The organism is Thermoplasmatales archaeon (assembly GCA_026127925.1).
Classification (GTDB): domain Archaea; phylum Thermoplasmatota; class Thermoplasmata; order Thermoplasmatales; family Thermoplasmataceae; genus JAKAYB01.
Genome location: JAJSLM010000001.1, coordinates 343990 through 359669, shown reverse-complemented (window position 1 = coordinate 359669; position 15680 = coordinate 343990). Strand labels below are relative to the sequence as shown.

Annotated in this window: 14 protein-coding genes and 1 tRNA gene; 7 read left to right on the top strand and 8 right to left on the bottom strand. The window is 42.2% G+C overall.

What is annotated here, in order from left to right:
- Positions 1 to 8: 8 nt before the first annotated feature.
- From LVQ96_01790 to LVQ96_01755, 8 genes are all read right to left on the bottom strand, one after another.
- Complete coding sequence (locus LVQ96_01790; protein ID MCW6169885.1) at positions 9 to 788, bottom strand: serine protein kinase RIO; 780 nt, start codon at positions 786 to 788, stop codon at positions 9 to 11.
- A gap of 2 nt (positions 789 to 790) precedes the next feature.
- Positions 791 to 1141 carry a translation initiation factor eIF-1A gene (gene eif1A, locus LVQ96_01785; protein ID MCW6169884.1) on the bottom strand — a complete coding sequence of 117 codons (351 nt, stop codon included), beginning with the start codon at positions 1139 to 1141 and terminating at the stop codon, positions 791 to 793.
- A 56-nt stretch (positions 1142 to 1197) separates the two neighbouring features.
- Positions 1198 to 1626 (bottom strand): NusA-like transcription termination signal-binding factor, encoded by a 429-nt coding sequence (locus tag LVQ96_01780; protein MCW6169883.1) that lies wholly within the window; start codon positions 1624 to 1626, stop codon positions 1198 to 1200.
- A gap of 20 nt (positions 1627 to 1646) precedes the next feature.
- The gene (rpoA2, locus tag LVQ96_01775; protein MCW6169882.1) at positions 1647 to 3182 is read right to left on the bottom strand and encodes a DNA-directed RNA polymerase subunit A''; all 1536 of its coding nucleotides are present in this window, start codon (positions 3180 to 3182) and stop codon (positions 1647 to 1649) included.
- Complete coding sequence (gene rpoA1 / locus LVQ96_01770; GenBank protein ID MCW6169881.1) at positions 3179 to 5842, bottom strand: DNA-directed RNA polymerase subunit A'; 2664 nt, start codon at positions 5840 to 5842, stop codon at positions 3179 to 3181. The genes rpoA2 and rpoA1 overlap by 4 nt, the downstream gene beginning before the upstream one ends.
- Positions 5839 to 9435: a DNA-directed RNA polymerase subunit B gene (locus tag LVQ96_01765; protein ID MCW6169880.1), complete on the bottom strand. Its 3597-nt coding sequence runs from the start codon at positions 9433 to 9435 to the stop codon at positions 5839 to 5841. The genes rpoA1 and LVQ96_01765 overlap by 4 nt, the downstream gene beginning before the upstream one ends.
- Positions 9432 to 9695 (bottom strand): DNA-directed RNA polymerase subunit H, encoded by a 264-nt coding sequence (locus tag LVQ96_01760; GenBank protein ID MCW6169879.1) that lies wholly within the window; start codon positions 9693 to 9695, stop codon positions 9432 to 9434. The genes LVQ96_01765 and LVQ96_01760 overlap by 4 nt, the downstream gene beginning before the upstream one ends.
- 18 nt (positions 9696 to 9713) lie before the next feature.
- Positions 9714 to 9787, bottom strand: a tRNA-Lys gene (locus LVQ96_01755).
- 226 nt (positions 9788 to 10013) lie between these two features.
- On the opposite strand from LVQ96_01755, the gene LVQ96_01750 reads away from it, so the two are divergent.
- The 7 genes from LVQ96_01750 (at position 10014) to LVQ96_01720 (ending at position 15643) form a co-directional block, all read left to right on the top strand.
- Positions 10014 to 10805, top strand: coding sequence for an ATP-binding cassette domain-containing protein (locus LVQ96_01750; protein MCW6169878.1), 792 nt, complete (start codon positions 10014 to 10016; stop codon positions 10803 to 10805).
- Positions 10802 to 11608 (top strand): hypothetical protein, encoded by an 807-nt coding sequence (locus LVQ96_01745; protein MCW6169877.1) that lies wholly within the window; start codon positions 10802 to 10804, stop codon positions 11606 to 11608. The genes LVQ96_01750 and LVQ96_01745 overlap by 4 nt, the downstream gene beginning before the upstream one ends.
- Complete coding sequence (locus tag LVQ96_01740; GenBank protein MCW6169876.1) at positions 11605 to 12249, top strand: hypothetical protein; 645 nt, start codon at positions 11605 to 11607, stop codon at positions 12247 to 12249. The genes LVQ96_01745 and LVQ96_01740 overlap by 4 nt, the downstream gene beginning before the upstream one ends.
- A complete protein-coding gene (locus LVQ96_01735) occupies positions 12242 to 12610 on the top strand; it encodes a MarR family winged helix-turn-helix transcriptional regulator (GenBank protein ID MCW6169875.1) in 369 nt (122 codons plus the stop codon). Before LVQ96_01740 ends, LVQ96_01735 begins: the two co-directional genes overlap by 8 nt.
- A gap of 292 nt (positions 12611 to 12902) precedes the next feature.
- A complete protein-coding gene (locus LVQ96_01730) occupies positions 12903 to 13634 on the top strand; it encodes an ABC transporter ATP-binding protein (GenBank protein ID MCW6169874.1) in 732 nt (243 codons plus the stop codon).
- Positions 13635 to 13704: 70 nt separating this feature from the next.
- Positions 13705 to 15144 (top strand): hypothetical protein, encoded by a 1440-nt coding sequence (locus tag LVQ96_01725; protein MCW6169873.1) that lies wholly within the window; start codon positions 13705 to 13707, stop codon positions 15142 to 15144.
- Between the two features lie 265 nt (positions 15145 to 15409).
- Positions 15410 to 15643 carry an Lrp/AsnC ligand binding domain-containing protein gene (locus LVQ96_01720; GenBank protein MCW6169872.1) on the top strand — a complete coding sequence of 78 codons (234 nt, stop codon included), beginning with the start codon at positions 15410 to 15412 and terminating at the stop codon, positions 15641 to 15643.
- Positions 15644 to 15680 lie beyond the last annotated feature (37 nt).

Below are 15680 nucleotides of genomic sequence, written 5' to 3'. Positions count from 1 at the left end.
CCTCAAACCTACTGTACTATGAACTCCTTCGTTCTCACATTGCCCGTGACGCTCTTGTATAGTTCGTCCACACTTGTCTTAATTCCCTTTTTCGTAAAAAAGTTTACCATGTTACGTATGTCTCTCTGAAGAAAATATTCTGCCCATGGATGCTCTATCGAGACCGCCTGCCCAAGATCTATGAAGTAGAATTTTCCGCGAAAACACAGTATATTGTATTCACTCAGATCTGCATGCACAATGTGCGCCTTCTGATTCATCACCGCCATAGATGCAACGATTTCCTCAAATACCTTATTGAAGTCCCCAGAATATTCCTTCAGCATCGGCGCAGGAGAAACTTTCGAACCGATGTATGACATTAGCGCAAGGTTCCGATAATACAATATCGGTTTGGGTGCCGGAATTTTATATCGCCTTAGTTCTTGCATATTCACGATTTCTTTCTTTGCCCATATGAAGACGATGTTCGATCTCTTTATCTGTTCCTTGGAAAACCTACGATCCCCCTCTATGTATCTCCAAACGGACCCAAATCTCAGCGTGGAGAGTTTGTAGACTTTAAGCGCGAATGGCCTTCCCTTGGCATACACCTTGAACACAACCGATTCCTTTCCGGAGGATATCGGAAAATCCAGGTATTCGATCGTACGGTCGCTCATCAATTTATATATTGCTTTTATTGTCCTGCGATCAAAAACAAGATCCGCAGTCTTCCTGTCCATATCGATGTGATGAAGATACTCATTTGATTTCAGAAGCTGTTCAAGCGCGCTTTCATCATTCATAATTATTTGAAAATGTTTATAATATCCGGCAATATATTGCTTCGGCTGAGATAATTTGCCTGAGTTTGCGTGTACCTATAAACTACGTCCGCCTTTTCCGTCTGGAACTGCCATGGCTTAACGATGACTAGATCACCTTCACGGATCCACATCCTCTTCTTCATTTTTCCTGGAATTCTTGTGTTACGCGTAAAACCGTCCTCACAAAGGACGTTAACATGGGAAGCGCCGGCCAGTTTTTCAACTACGCCAAACATCTCGCCCTTTCTCTTATTCGGCAGTATAACTCTTATTGCATTCTCGCCCTCACCAATGCCGATGCCTTCATTTTCATTGCCTTGATCGTTATTCATTGCTACCATTCTAAATTACCAACTAAAATATAAAATTAACAGAAATTATGCACTCATTATTGCTTGATGCTGAGACTCTTAACATTGAAATATCTGGAAAGCGCTTCCTTGAAGAGTTTTATGTTCCTGCCTTCCTTTCCAATCACTTTCCCGACCTCGGTCTGCTCGACGGAGACAACAACCTCGGTCTGCTCCATTTTCCACGAGATATAGATCTCCTTCACTTTGAATCTATAATAAAGATTTTTAACCATGCTTAGAAGGTCCTTTGATACCTCTGCAACGAGAATGTGCTTGTTTATCTTCTCTTTCAGTTCGGACATGACATTTGGATTCCGTTTGAACATCTCACCCATCTTGTGTTCCCCTACCAGGAAAAGGACCATATCGTCATTTTCAAGGCATTCCTTGACGTCAATCTTACCGAGTTTTTCAAAAAGGGCGATATACCCCATCAGTTTGTTGTCAATTGTTATTTCCTTCATAAGAATTTACCATAACCAATTTATTTCTGAGCACTTCGCCTTCCATTATAAACAAGGTCTACAGCACCTGTGCCAAGCGTAATTGGTTGCCCAACTATTATGTTCTCTGCGACCCCTGTAAGAGGATCAATTTCGCCGATTAATCCTGCCTTGAGCAGATGCTTTGTAGTTATTTCAAATGCAGCCCTGGCCAAGACACTGCTCTTCTTCCCGGAAATTCCCTGTCTGCCTACAGCTCTTACAGAACCGCCGAATGTCATCATATCAGCAACAAGCATAAGGTGCCTGCGATCAACTTCGAGACCCTGTTCACTCAAGGTCCTGAGTGCTTCGTTAAATATTGCATTTCTTGCAGCCTCAACACCAAGAACGTTATAGATCTCTATTATGTCATTCGTGTAGCTCCTGTTCGAGTCAACTTCATCGACTTCAAGCACTTCCTTGAGGTTTGATCCCTGAGTATAGATTACCCATTTACCTGAGGATGGTTCTATCCTTGCTATTGCCCTCTTTATTCCAGGTATTCCCTTTATGGTAAGAATCTTGATCTGCTCCTGCATTTGATAGAGCTTACTGAATGATTCCTTCTGCAATCTTATCTCTATGTCTTTTCCATCCGAATTGTCTATTACTATTCCCTTAACCTTGGATAAAGCACTGACGAGATCGTCGTTTACAACAAGGCGTTCCTTCATCTTTCCCTTGTCCGGACGAATGACAAGCTTCATCTCAGAAATGTCTGTGACGATATCTGATACATCAAGAACCGTCGTGCTTTCGAGCTCCTTCACTACGCTGAGAACCATGTCCTCATTTTCTTCATATTCCTTTTTCAGGAATACTGTCATGCTGGGAGTGCTTGGAGTTCTTCTGGCATCAACGATCTCGATCAGCCTCGGCAGACCGAGTGTGACGTTCATCTCCCTGACACCCGCAAAGTGGAATGTTCTCATCGTCATCTGGGTACCTGGTTCGCCTATACTCTGGGCAGCTATAATTCCAACTGCCTCATGTGGATCGATCATGTTTATTGAAAGTTCCTTGCCTACGCGATCAAGGAGCTCAGAAAACTCCTTTTTTGAGAACTCCTTTTTGTACTTGACAAGATTTTCAGCCAGAGATTCAGGCATATCTATTTTCCTTTCCTTGGCCTCTTTGATTATGCCCTGTATATCTGGTGCCAGTGTGAGGGCGTAATCTGCCTTCTCTAACATCTTTATAGACTGCAAGTCTACGAGATCGAAATTCGTAAATGAACCCAACTTTTTTCCTGACTTCTTGAAGCTCGCGATCCTGAGGGGTTCTGTCTTTTCCACCTTCGTTATTTCTATAATGCTCTTTAAACCGGTCTTCTTTTTCTTCAAAATATTCTTTGAATCCTCGAATGACGATTTCTCCCCCAGGGACAAACGATAGATGAATGATTTCCCGTCCGTTGTCACATAGGCTTCTGATATTTCGTCTGGAACCTCGAAGTCTACTGCATACTTTGATGGCATTTTTTTCGAGAATAATTCAACGTTCTTTTTGGAATCCTTGAATATAAGTACTGTCATTTCTTGGCCTCCTGTTTTATGTCAAATGCCATTTGATCGATGTCTACTGTGTCACCATGATCGCTTCTTGTAGGATCTACGCCATCTTCTCCGTATTTGAACTGCACAATGGAGCCAATGGTATCCCTCACCATCCTCTCTTCGTCAACCTTGAGATCCTCAAAAGCGTTGATCAGTCTACGTTGCATATAACCGCTCCTGGATGTTCTCACGGCTATATCGACAAGACCTTCCCGACCTCCTATGCTGTGCATAAAGTACTCTATTGGATTCAGGCCCTCTTTATAGGAGGATTGAACAAAGCCACGGGACATTGCACCTATATCGTTGACTTCAAAGTGAGGGAGCGTCCTGCCATAATAACCCCTGTTAATTCTACCGCCTCTGACGGATTGCTGCCCAACCATACCGGCAACCTCGGAGATGTTCAGCATCTTTGCTCTTGCACCAGATCTGGCCATGATAACCGACGGATCGTTGAGACCAAGGAATTGGCTTGCTATCTTACCAGATTCATCCCTTGCGGAACCAGCCGCCGATAGGATTTCAATTTCCAGCGTATCCTCTATAGAACGTCCTGGCAACGATTGAAGTTCCCCAGCACGGTATATATCAATAAGTTTGTTTATCTTTTTAATTGCATCTTCTGCGATTTCGTTGATCCTCTCTATGGCACTCTCCGGCAAGTCATAATCACTGATTCCCGTTGAGAATCCTCTAAAAGAGATAAAGCCTACCGCAAGCTTTGTCATCCTGTCAATAAATCGTGCCGTCTCCTTTGGTCCGAAGCTCCTGAAAATACGATCTATAATCGCACCAGAGAAAGCACCAATGGCTGCATCGTCTATCGTTCCATGGAGCAACTTTCCGTCGATAATCAGCACGTCCTTATCTTCCGGATCGTTCTCATATTCGCATTTTTCGCCTGCGCCAGCGCACAGTTTGCTTCTGAATTTAAGATTTATTCCAGAGGGCAATATTAATGAGAAAATATCCCTTCCATGGTAATGTTTCTTCCCGTCAACTATTTCAGGTTCAGGAAGACGATCTATTTCCACGTAACTGAGTATGTGAATTGTCTCCTCCTCTGTAAAGAGTGGGTTTCCATGAGTCAAAAGGAAAAGAGAGGTTACGTGATCATGAATGCCCCCTATTATTGGCCCGCCAAATCTGGGTGACATGATCTGTTCCTGGACCTTCATTATTATGCGGGCTTCAGCCCTGGCCTCTTCCTTCTGAACTATATGCATGTTCATTTCGTCGCCGTCAAAATCAGCGTTATATGGCGTGCAATCTGCTAGATTAAACCTGAAAGTCTGGCCGTCGAGAATCCTGACAGTATGACCCATCATTGACATCCTGTGAAGTGAAGGCTGCCTGTTGAAAAGGACTATGTCGCCTTCCTGGAGCTGACGTTCAACCGTCCATCCAGGTTCTATACGCGTAGAGTTTTCTTCCGCGTTCTGTGGCGTAACCTTCATTCTCCTTCCGTCGGGGCGAATGACATAATTCGTTCCTGCAACGTACTTCCCGAATTCATCGCGTGGCTCCGGACCCCTCTTTACGAGAGCCCTGGTTTCATCTATGTTGAATACGTTCACCGATACTGGCACCGTCAGTTCTCTGGCTGCTTTTTCAGGAACACCAACCTCGTTCACCGATAAGAAAGGTTCTGGCGAGATCACGGTTCTGGCAGAAAAGTTAACACGCTTACCAGAAAGGTTTGACCTAAATCTTCCCTCCTTACCCTTGAGCCTTTGGACTAACGTCTTGAGAGCCCTACCCGATCTGTGACGAGCAGGTGGTATTCCAGCTGTCTGGTTATCAAAATACGTTGTAACGTGGAACTGAAGAAGGTCCCATAGATCTTCTATTATTAACTGTGGCGAACCATTGTCTCTACTCTCCCTTAATCTCTGGCTTATCCTTATGATATCCACAAGTTTGTGTGTGAGATCATCTTCGCTTCTCTCTCCGGTTTCCAATGTGATTGAAGGACGCACGTTAATTGGTGGTACCGGGAGAACAGTAAGAACCATCCATTCGGGTCTTGCAACCTCAGAGTTGAGGCCGAAAAATATCAAATCACCATCCGGAACTCTTTCCAGTCGCTCTCTAATCTCCTTTGGTGTTACCTTAATTCCCTCTTCTCTGAACGTCGTCGGTTTATCCAGTATAACCTTCTTTAACTGCGCCCCGCAATGCGGACAAACAAGTCTATCGCCTGCCAAATCAGTTACCTTCTTTGACATCAGTGCAAAATGCTCAGGTTCACTGTTTGATATGGATTCTTCTGTCAGTTTGACGCGATAATCGCTCATCTCTTGTTCTGTCAATTTTATTCTTCCACAGACACCACAGCACGCATCAAGGAAACTTTTGATCTCTTTGATAAAGCCAACGTGCACAACAGGCATGGCCATCTCGATGTGCCCGAAATGCCCTGGACATTCATCCACTTTGCCGCCGCAGGTGGCGCATTTCAAACCGGGCTCGATAACACCCATATGAAGGTCCATCAATCCTCTTTCAATTGGGTAGCCGTCATCGTCGTACGTATCAGCTGTAATGACCTTCACCTGGGACATTTTCCTGATTTCCTCTGGTGAAAGAAGCGCGAATTGAATCCTGTTTATTCTTTTTGAAATACCCTCGTTCATTTAAGATCACCCAAAATAAGTCTCATCATAACGCCCATAGAACTGAGCTCATCCCTCATCAGTTTAAATGCGTAGCTGGTTTCAACGGGGTAGATATTTCCCGTGTTGCCACAGACCGGACATCTAAGCGTTCCTTTTCTGCGATCAAGAATAGCTATATGCCCGCATGAAGGATTTCCGCACACATATATGATTGTACCATCGCTCTGATCGAGTAAGCGGTCCTTGATAACCATTGCAGCACCATGAGCAATAAGCGTATCCCTTTCCATTTCTCCGAACCTGAGACCCCCCTGCCTCGATCTTCCTTCTGTGGGCTGTCTTGTCAGGATCTGGACCGGACCACGGGATCTTGCATGGAATTTCCCTGCGACCATGTGATGCAGTTTCTGGTAATAGATCACACCGGTGAATATATCTGCTTTGAATTTTTCACCCGTTATTCCATCGTACATCACCTCGGTTGAAGAGTATCTGAACCCACTTTTGATAAGTCCCTCCCTCAAGCTCTTTTCGGGCTCGCCACCGAAAATGGTTCCATCGATAATCCTTCCCTGCTGAGATGCAATCTTGCCACCAATCATCTCAAGAAGGTGACCGACGGTCATTCTTGAAGGGATGGCATGAGGATTGATAAGCAGATCTGGAATGACGCCTTCCTCGGTGAAAGGCATATCGTCCTGCGGTACGAGGGCACCAATTACGCCTTTTTGACCATGCCTGGATGCGAATTTATCACCGAGTTCCGGTATTCTCTCGCTCCTGACCCTGATCTTAAGCACCCTGCTGTTACTCTCAGAGACTGTAAGTATAACATTGTCAACGTATCCCTTCTCATTCGGCCTCATCGTAACAGAGGATTCTCTTCGTCTCTGCGGACCAAGTTTTTCGGCACCTTCCTCAAGAAATCTTGGAGGAGAAGTCTTCCCGACGAGAACATCGGACCCTTCCACATAGGATTCTGGGAAAATGATTCCGCTCTCATCAAGATTCTTGTAGTATTCCTCAGAACGTGCACCTAGAACATCGTGTGACGGAATCTCGAATTTATCTTCCTGCCCACCAGGATAACGCCGTTCTTCGGCGCTATAAGTCCTGAAAAATGTGCTTCTTCCCAAGCCCCTTTCAACGGACGCTTTATTGAAAACAAGTGCATCCTGGATGTTATAACCCTGGTAAGACAATATTGCAACAACAAAATTTTGACCACCTGGCCTTTTTTCATATTTTATAAAATCCATGACCCGCGTTCTTACAAGCGGGACCTGAAGATAATGAAGGACATGCCCCCTAGTATCGGACCTTATCCTGAAATTTGTAGATGATAGACCGATAGACTGCTTTGTCATGGCTGCAGCCATAGTAATTCTCGGTGAAGAGTTGTGTTCGGGGTATGGGATTATGGAAGCAACAACTCCTAGGATAAGGAACGGATCAATCTCAAGGTGTGTATGCTTGTCTGTAAGGAGTCTCTCTACCTCAAAGTTTGCGTGGCAGTGACCGCATTCTAGGATAATTGGATTCTCAGCTCCCTGACCAGGGTTAATCCATCTTACGCTGTTTCTCGATAAAAATTCTGAGCATTTTGGGCATCTCTCAGGTATGTTATATGCATAAACTGCAATAAACACGTTTTCTTCTTCTTCTGCATCCAGGTATTCGATTGCACCTTTCTTCAGAAGATCCTCTATGCCTACCTCACCTTCTTCAAGTTCCTTAAGCATATGATCTGTTACGACTGTGTCACCGTTTCTTGTGACTAAAAGCGGTCTTCTTAATCGCCCACGATCACAGTTTATTATAACTTCACGTGTCGAAGGATCGTAACGCACATTCACTTCAGAGGAAAGGTTCCCGTTTCTTCGTTCCTCTCTGACTTCTCTGGTAAGTGTCTCTGGATCATCGTAATAGCCCACGAGATCTCCGTTGAGATAGACCCGCCCTGTCTCGGCATTTTCACCTTTAACTTCGCCAACCTTTGCCGATCTCAAAAAGGCCATAACCTCCTCGGGATCTATACCCTCTGTAACGTTAATTATAAGTGCCGCATTCTTAACCAAGCCACAATTCTGCCCTTCGGGTGTCTCGTTAGGACAGATTCGTCCCCACTGTGTTGGATGAAGGTCACGAGCCTCGAAATGTGGCTGTGATCTAGTCAATGGAGATATAACTCTCCTGAGATGGCTCAATGTGCTTACATTGGAAACACGGTCCAGTAGCTGCGATACACCGGTACGTCCACCGATCCAGTTTCCAGTGGCCATAGCGTGAAGCATCTTTTGTGTAAGAAGATCCTGTCTTACGGCCGGTTTAAGTCTTATGCCTTTCTTCCTGTTGTACGTTCTTTCCAACTGATACTTCAGGTCTTTCATAATCGATTGGAATGCGTTCCTGAATAATTCATCAAGGAGATCCCCGGCCAGTTTTATCCTCTTATTTGCAAGATGATCCTTATCGTCCTCTTTCCTTACTCCAACATGAAGTTCAAGAAGTGAACGGGCCATCCTACCGAGGTATATTGCCTTCTTAAGTCGATCCTCAACTCCATCACCGAGGTGCGGGAGCAGAGATCTATCAAGCATCTGTGATATTTTCTTCTCTCTGAATTCTTTTGCCTGACCAGCAGCAAATCTCTTTTCGAGATAGGTTATCGCATCCTCTGTTGTGTTAACACCGTTCGGAGGGAAGACCTTCGGGCTTTTTGATTCTTCTATATTTGCATAAATAATAGGCTCAATCTGAGGAAGGGATGCTATTGAGTTATGGACATCGACATCTTTCGACATACCGAGTGCCTTCATCAGGATAACTAAAGGAATAGAACCCGCAACGCTGGGAACAGAAACGTTGATCACGCCATCGTTTCCCCTCTCCAAAGCGGTCATTGCCCTGAAACCAGATTTCTGGGAGAATACCTTAGCAACTTCAACGCGTGTCTCATACTTTTCCTCGTATTCTACGAGGATTTTATTTGGTGCAAGATCCTCTAGAGAAACTATTACTCTTTCAGAACCGCCGATGATAAAATAACCGCCAGAATCGTCTGGATCTTCCCCAACATATTGTAGCTTTTCCTTCCTGGAAACGTTTGTTGGACCATTATTTTTTTCTATATATTGATCCAGATTATTGCCATAAAGTGTGCATATTTTCGATCGAACCATTACGGGGACTTCTCCAATCTTTATTGATTCCGAATCTTTTTCCTGCCCGTCCTCTACAACCCTGACCTTCAAAAAAATGGGTGCCATGTAATTGAGATCCCTAAGCCTTGCTTCGTTAGGGACTATTTGATTTGATGCTCCTGACGCCTCCTTGATTTCCGGACGCTCGACCCAGATTGTCTGTTCACCTACGAATTTACCATTGTCCCGTGTACGGCCAAAATAGACTTTAATATCACGACCTCCGACTTTAGATGGATCGAGCACAATTGTGCCTAGTAAATCTTCATCCGATACTTTCGTCTCATCCACAATCTGCTGCATTACGCTGTTTGGATTGCCCAGAGAAGCGACAAAATTATTGTAAGAATCTATTTGATGGCTGACAACACTTTCATTTTTAAAAAAATAGTCAACAAGTTCCTTCATTTAAAGACCTCATCCGCGATGACCCTATAATAAACGGAGTATCCAGTCGTAGGACTCTTACGAATTATTTTAATTATTCTACCGCTTTCGAGCGGACCATGAATTTCTTCAAGCGCCTTTATTGCTGGATCACTCCTGCTTATCTTTGGCAAAAGGTCTCTCGTTATCTCTAACTCCTTTAAAACCTTATCCTCTTCATCCTTTGAAATTAGGTGATGTTCTGGAACTAATTCGTGTTGCAACACGTTAAATTTACTCATGTTTTTCTTCCTCCGGCACGGGCCCAAGGGGGTTCGAACCCCTGACCACCTGGTTAAAAGCCAGATGCTCTACCTGGCTGAGCTATGGGCCCATATTAAGCTCAATGTGATAAATGCTTTGCTTATAAACCTTGTTAAGATGGATGAAGGAACCCGCTAGTGAGAGAAACTGAATGTGATGAATGTTTTTGCTGCTAACGATTAGATATAGGGATCGCTAGATGATAGGGGGACTTCTATTCACGATTCGCTATTCAATATAGTCTGAAATTTAGACACCTGAATCCATTCTAATAATGAAACTTGATAACACTTCAAATGGAACTCGAATTAAATGACATAAGTTTGGCGTATTCGAAGGGTATGAAAAATGTTCTTTCAAACATAAACCTTCGTATTGATTCTGAGAAAATTGCAATAGTTGGCTCAAACGGATCTGGGAAGACCACGATGATAAAGGGTATCATGGGCCTCGCAAAGACAACAAAAGGTGAGATAAGAGTATTTGGCATTGATCTTAAAAATGCAAATAGCGTGACGGGTGTCGCGTGTAACCTTGACACCGTCTATCGTCTATTAGATCTTACTGTGAAAAAAAAGGTAGAGATGTACTGTTCTATATCCGGTATCGATTCTGAAAAGGTTTTCAAACACTTTGAGAGTTACGAACTATTGGATGTACTTACAAAAAGAACAAATGAACTTAGCACAGGACAGGATAAGGCATTCTGCAACATAATGGCTTTGGAGATTGGATATAAACTTGCTCTTCTTGATGAACCATTTGAGAGTCTTGATGTGCGCAGACGGCTCATGATGGTAAATGACCTGAAAAACTTTCAAGGCAGTGTGCTTATAAACACACACGATTTCGGCGCCTTAAAATCGCTTCCGGATTGGGGGCTTTACTTAATAATTGATGGTAATTTGTATGGCAAGTTTAATTCGAGTGACATAAACAGGTTATACCTTACCAGGGGGGACGTGCCATCAGCACTTTCAACTATCCGAACATGTTACGGCACTTTCTGCGTAACCCTGGATAAGGGAGATACCCCTCTGTCGTCCTCAACAGATTTAGTAAATTCAATACAGGACGTGGTTAAATGATTGCCAAATATTATTTTCATTCGTTGGTGACAAACAAATTTCTCTGGTTCTGGGGAGGGTTCTTCAGTTTAATGTGGGCGGCATTAGGTGCATTTGTCATGGATAGATCCTTCCTCACGCCTTTAACTGCTATGCCCATTACTTCGGCTTGGTACGCATTGATAGCCCTAATCTCATTTTCCTCTGTTTCCGTAACATTAGCCATGTCAATGGCGTGGTCAACAAATGCACTAATATTCTCATTCAAATATACGAAACTTTTGAGATCAAGGTACCTTCTGGATCTTCTACTTGCGTGGATTTTTGTCTCACTGGTTCTGGTCGTGATAGGGATTGTTTTTACAGCCTCCATGTTCTACCTTTCTTTAAAAGTAAATGTCTTCCCCACATATCTATCCTTTTTGAAGACCTTTGGAATCGCTGTACTTGTTGGGGTCTTCTTCATGCTCATATCTGTAATGCTTGTTCTACTCGTGATCTCATACGGTAACGTAAAGATCGTACAATTTCTATCATTCATACCCATGGTTCTAGTTTTTTCATTAAGCTATCTTATGATTTATGCTTCTCCGCCAAAACTGTTGATGTACTTATCTCCATGGAACTCAGGGCCGAGCCTTATCCAGGCTGCCTTTGCAAATCAACAACCGATAAGCAGTTTTGTTTCGTCTCATCCTGAAACCCTAAGCTGGTTCACCCTCTTGATGAGCCTTGTTCTATGGGAACTGGTGTTATTTGCGATAGATATTTATATTTTCAGGCACATTAAGCCACAGGACACCGAGGGGATGAGGCAGATATGATCTCTGAAGACGAGAAATATTTGAAAGAAAGTAGATCTCTTATAGAAAAAGCCTTTGACTTCGAAGATTATATCTTTAGACGTTCGTTTGGCCTCTACTACCTCGGATGGGCCGTAGCCTTCTTCCTTTATACATTGCCTAGTTTACTTTATCCTGTTTTTTCCCTTAATAACTGGATTCTCCCCGCCTTTTACATCTTGAGTTCTCTTATTATTATGCTCCTTACAGGGTATATATTCAACAAGGCGTTTAAGGTCTCCAGAATTTTTAAACAGCAGCCTACATGGAAGGACTGGGGCATTTTTATTTTATTTTTTTTGGTGGTTATGCTTGTCCTCACATTCTTAGCGGTAATTGGTTTTGTTGGCTATTTTGCGCTTTTGTATGTTATTCTCGCATTATTTGTCCCCTGGGCGATAATCAGCACCGTGAGAAAAAGTATGACAAAATTTCACCCAGAAACATGGGTCGCTTTAATTAGTTTTGTCGCTGGTTGTGGAATCAGTATTGCTGGTATTGAGTCCGGGATTTACTTGATTTTAACTGTAGTATGGATACTCGTAGCAATCACGTGGTTGGCTTGCGGCATAGCCGGGATATATAATGCCTATTTCCAGAGTGTGATGATCATAGATGACTAATGAACCAGATTCTTTGAAAAGACTGTCTTCGATCTTTAATGATAGAGCTCTTAAATCATCTCCTCGTCTTCTTATTCTCATATCATTGTCCATGAACAGAAAGCTTGGTTTTACTGAATTGTCAAAACTCACGGGACTCGCAAAGGGGAGTTTAGGTAATCACCTCCTGAAGTTAAGTTCATCAGGCTATGTTACAATCATTGAGCATTCATTCTTCTCATCAAAAAGAGTAACAATTAAGATTACGGAAAAGGGATTCGAAACTGTTCGCAAATACATTTCAGCAATTAACGAGTTGGAGTTGGAGGATAAAGAAGAAAAAAACTCTACTTTTTCTGCCGATGGAACTCCTCAAAAATAGTACGTGTAACATAATAAGTTAGTTGGCGAAACAAGACCGTTGCAGAAAATGATTATCATCTGTGTAACACAGAACAGATTAAGCCATAAGGACCTTATAAACAGATGATCTTTACACGTTCAGAAAAATTATATTCATGAATGCGCCATTCAAAGAAAGAGGAAAACATATATTCTTATAAATAGACTGCTTTGACCAAGAACTCAGCTAAATAATTTTAGAACTTATATAATAAAATATTAAAAGCGTTTAATAGATTAAAGATATTACGAACTTCTGAGTGTGGCTAAAATTGGAGGAATTGTTAACTGGAAACTGTATAGAATTTGACCATGTAGTAAAGAACTTCCCCACTGTCACGGCGTTGGATGAGGTTACTTTTAAAATTTCATGCGGGGACAGATATGCACTTCTTGGCCCCAATGGAGCGGGGAAATCGACTACTTTAAAGATTTTAGTTGGACTTTTGAAACCGACCTCCGGGGAAGCAAAAATAGGTGGTTTTGATCCAACAAGCACAGAAGCAAAAAGAATATTTGGCTATTTGCCTGAAGATGCCTATCCTTATCCCACGTTAACTGTGAGAGAGAACATAGAGTACATTGCTGCACTTAGGGGAATAAAAGATGCCTATCAGAGAGCAGGTGAACTGATGTCACAACTAGATCTGTTCGAGTATGAACATTCCAAGGTTGTAACGTTGAGCAGAGGGAATAGGCAGAAAGTATCAGTAGCTCTTGCTATCGTTCATAACCCAAAAGTAATTTTACTTGATGAGCCGTTAAATTATCTTGATATCCCGACTCAGAGCGCAGTCATAAGGCTGCTTGAAAAACTCAATGCAACGTATTTTGTCTCTACACACATTATGGAAATAGCAACAAGATTAACCAAAAACGTCATAATACTGAGCCATGGGAAAATCACCTGGCAGGGGAGTATTAAAGAACTTCAGGATTTAGCAACTGTTGACGAACGCATAGAAGACGTTGTGGAAAGGATCATGACAAGAGGCATTTCGTAATGGAATACGAATAATTGTAAAAAATATGAGTGGATAAAATGAGTGAAACAGAAATCGTTCGGTGAGAGAAATGTCTCGTTCGTTATTTTCTTTAATAATTAGAACCAGGTTCACTACCGCCTATCTTGTTCTTTTCGGATTGCTCTTAGCTTATGCTTTTGCAGAGATCTCATTTTTCCCACCAAAAGAACCGATTATATTATTGCACATATTTGGATACATAGTTTTGGGAATATTGGTTTTATTCACAATCATTTATGGTCTCAATAGTTCCTATCCAATAATTCGGTCGGATACGGACTTTCTCTTCACTTCACCTGTTTCAAAACGTGCTATTGCGTTTGCACTCTACACAAGTAAGTATTTGTTTATCGGAATTATTTTCTTAATATCAAACCTCTATATTGTGGGATTAGTAGCTCCAGTCCTATTAGATAGAGTTTTCGTTATAGTTGATACCATAGTAGCTTCCATTCTAATCACCTCGCTTAGTATATCTGTTTCTAAATACACAGTTCGAAGAAAGATACTTGCTCTTGTCGCTGTTTCGGGTTGGGAGCTATTTTCCCTGTTGGGATTTGGTTTTTCTCCGGCATCCTACATTTTTGGGGACATATACTCTGGGACAGCCATGCTTGTCGCGTTAACTTCTCTCCTGACTTTCTACGCCTATGTCCAGTTAAAAAATGCAGATATTGATACCTTGAAACTTACAATCAGCGGGGCCCAAAAGAGTGAGAGGGCAAAAAAAGTCTCGACTAACGGAAAGAGAGTATTTGATAATACGACTCCCGGGAAAGCAATGCTCATATTTAATCTTACAAAAACTTCAATCGTTTCGTCAAGAAGAACATTCAGTTCTGAAAGAAACGTTGGAGTTCACAAAGGTTTAGGTATCTTTGCACTTATTGGCGTTGGGACTCTTGCTGGCGTTGTTTTATTCCTAATTTCCTACTTCTTCCACATGGTAGCGGGGATAAGAGAATTGTATATTTTTGTGGGGATGTACTCGCTTATGTTCCTGTATACCTTTGCCTATAACGCGCTTTCCTCTGAAAGAGCCTGGGTATCATTTACTTCCATAAAACCCGCGGTGTACATAAGATATGTCATCTATGGGCGAATGATTAGGAGTCTTGCGATAACAGGCCCAATAGGAATTTCAGTTTTGTTCATTTACTTAGTATTCCATCTGAATATTCTTGGATTGGCCGTGGTCGAATTTATTGACGCACCAATGATGGTGATTTTGCTGATAATGACGACAATGGTCGTTGGTGTATTCCAGATTAAAGATCCAGAGTTTATAACGCCACAAAGAAATGCAAAGCAGATTCTTTACGCCCCCGTCAGTATTGGTGGAATGATAATTGGTGGCGTTTCTGCATTCTTTTTCATGCTATCTGTTTATGTGGCTCTTGGAGTAATTATACTGTCCCTGATCTTCTTGTTCTATCCTAAAATCCTGAACTTTGCCGTTTTTAGGATGACTGAGAAGGGGTTTAGTTAACGTTATCAAATGGTGAACCTCATCAGACCCAAATACCGTAGAAAAAAGTCTAATATTTATACCTGACTAATCGGTGCAATTGTTCCGTCCAAAAATAACCGAATATATCACGGTTTTCTCGTAGGGAAAGCCGGTTTATAAGACTGCATAGATTACGGATCATTTTGCAGATGCTGGAAACCAATCCCTGCTATAAACACAATGATTTATTTTGTATGTAAAAAGCTTTATAATAGATAAAAATGGGGATTTTAGGGTAAACATAATGTCGTTAGCATTTGTCCTTATTAGCACTGTTCCAGGAAAAGAACAGGAGGTTTACAACAAAATTTCGAAACTTGACTACATAGCTGAGATACATCCCTTGTTCGGAGAATATGATCTCATCGTCAAGATAGACGCAAAAGATTACAATGAGATTGGAAAAGTGATGATTGAAAAGATAAGGACAATAGACGGGGTAATCGACACAAAAACTTTGACTGTTATTACTCTCTAACCAGATTTTATTGAAGTATTATTTTAGCGAACTGATT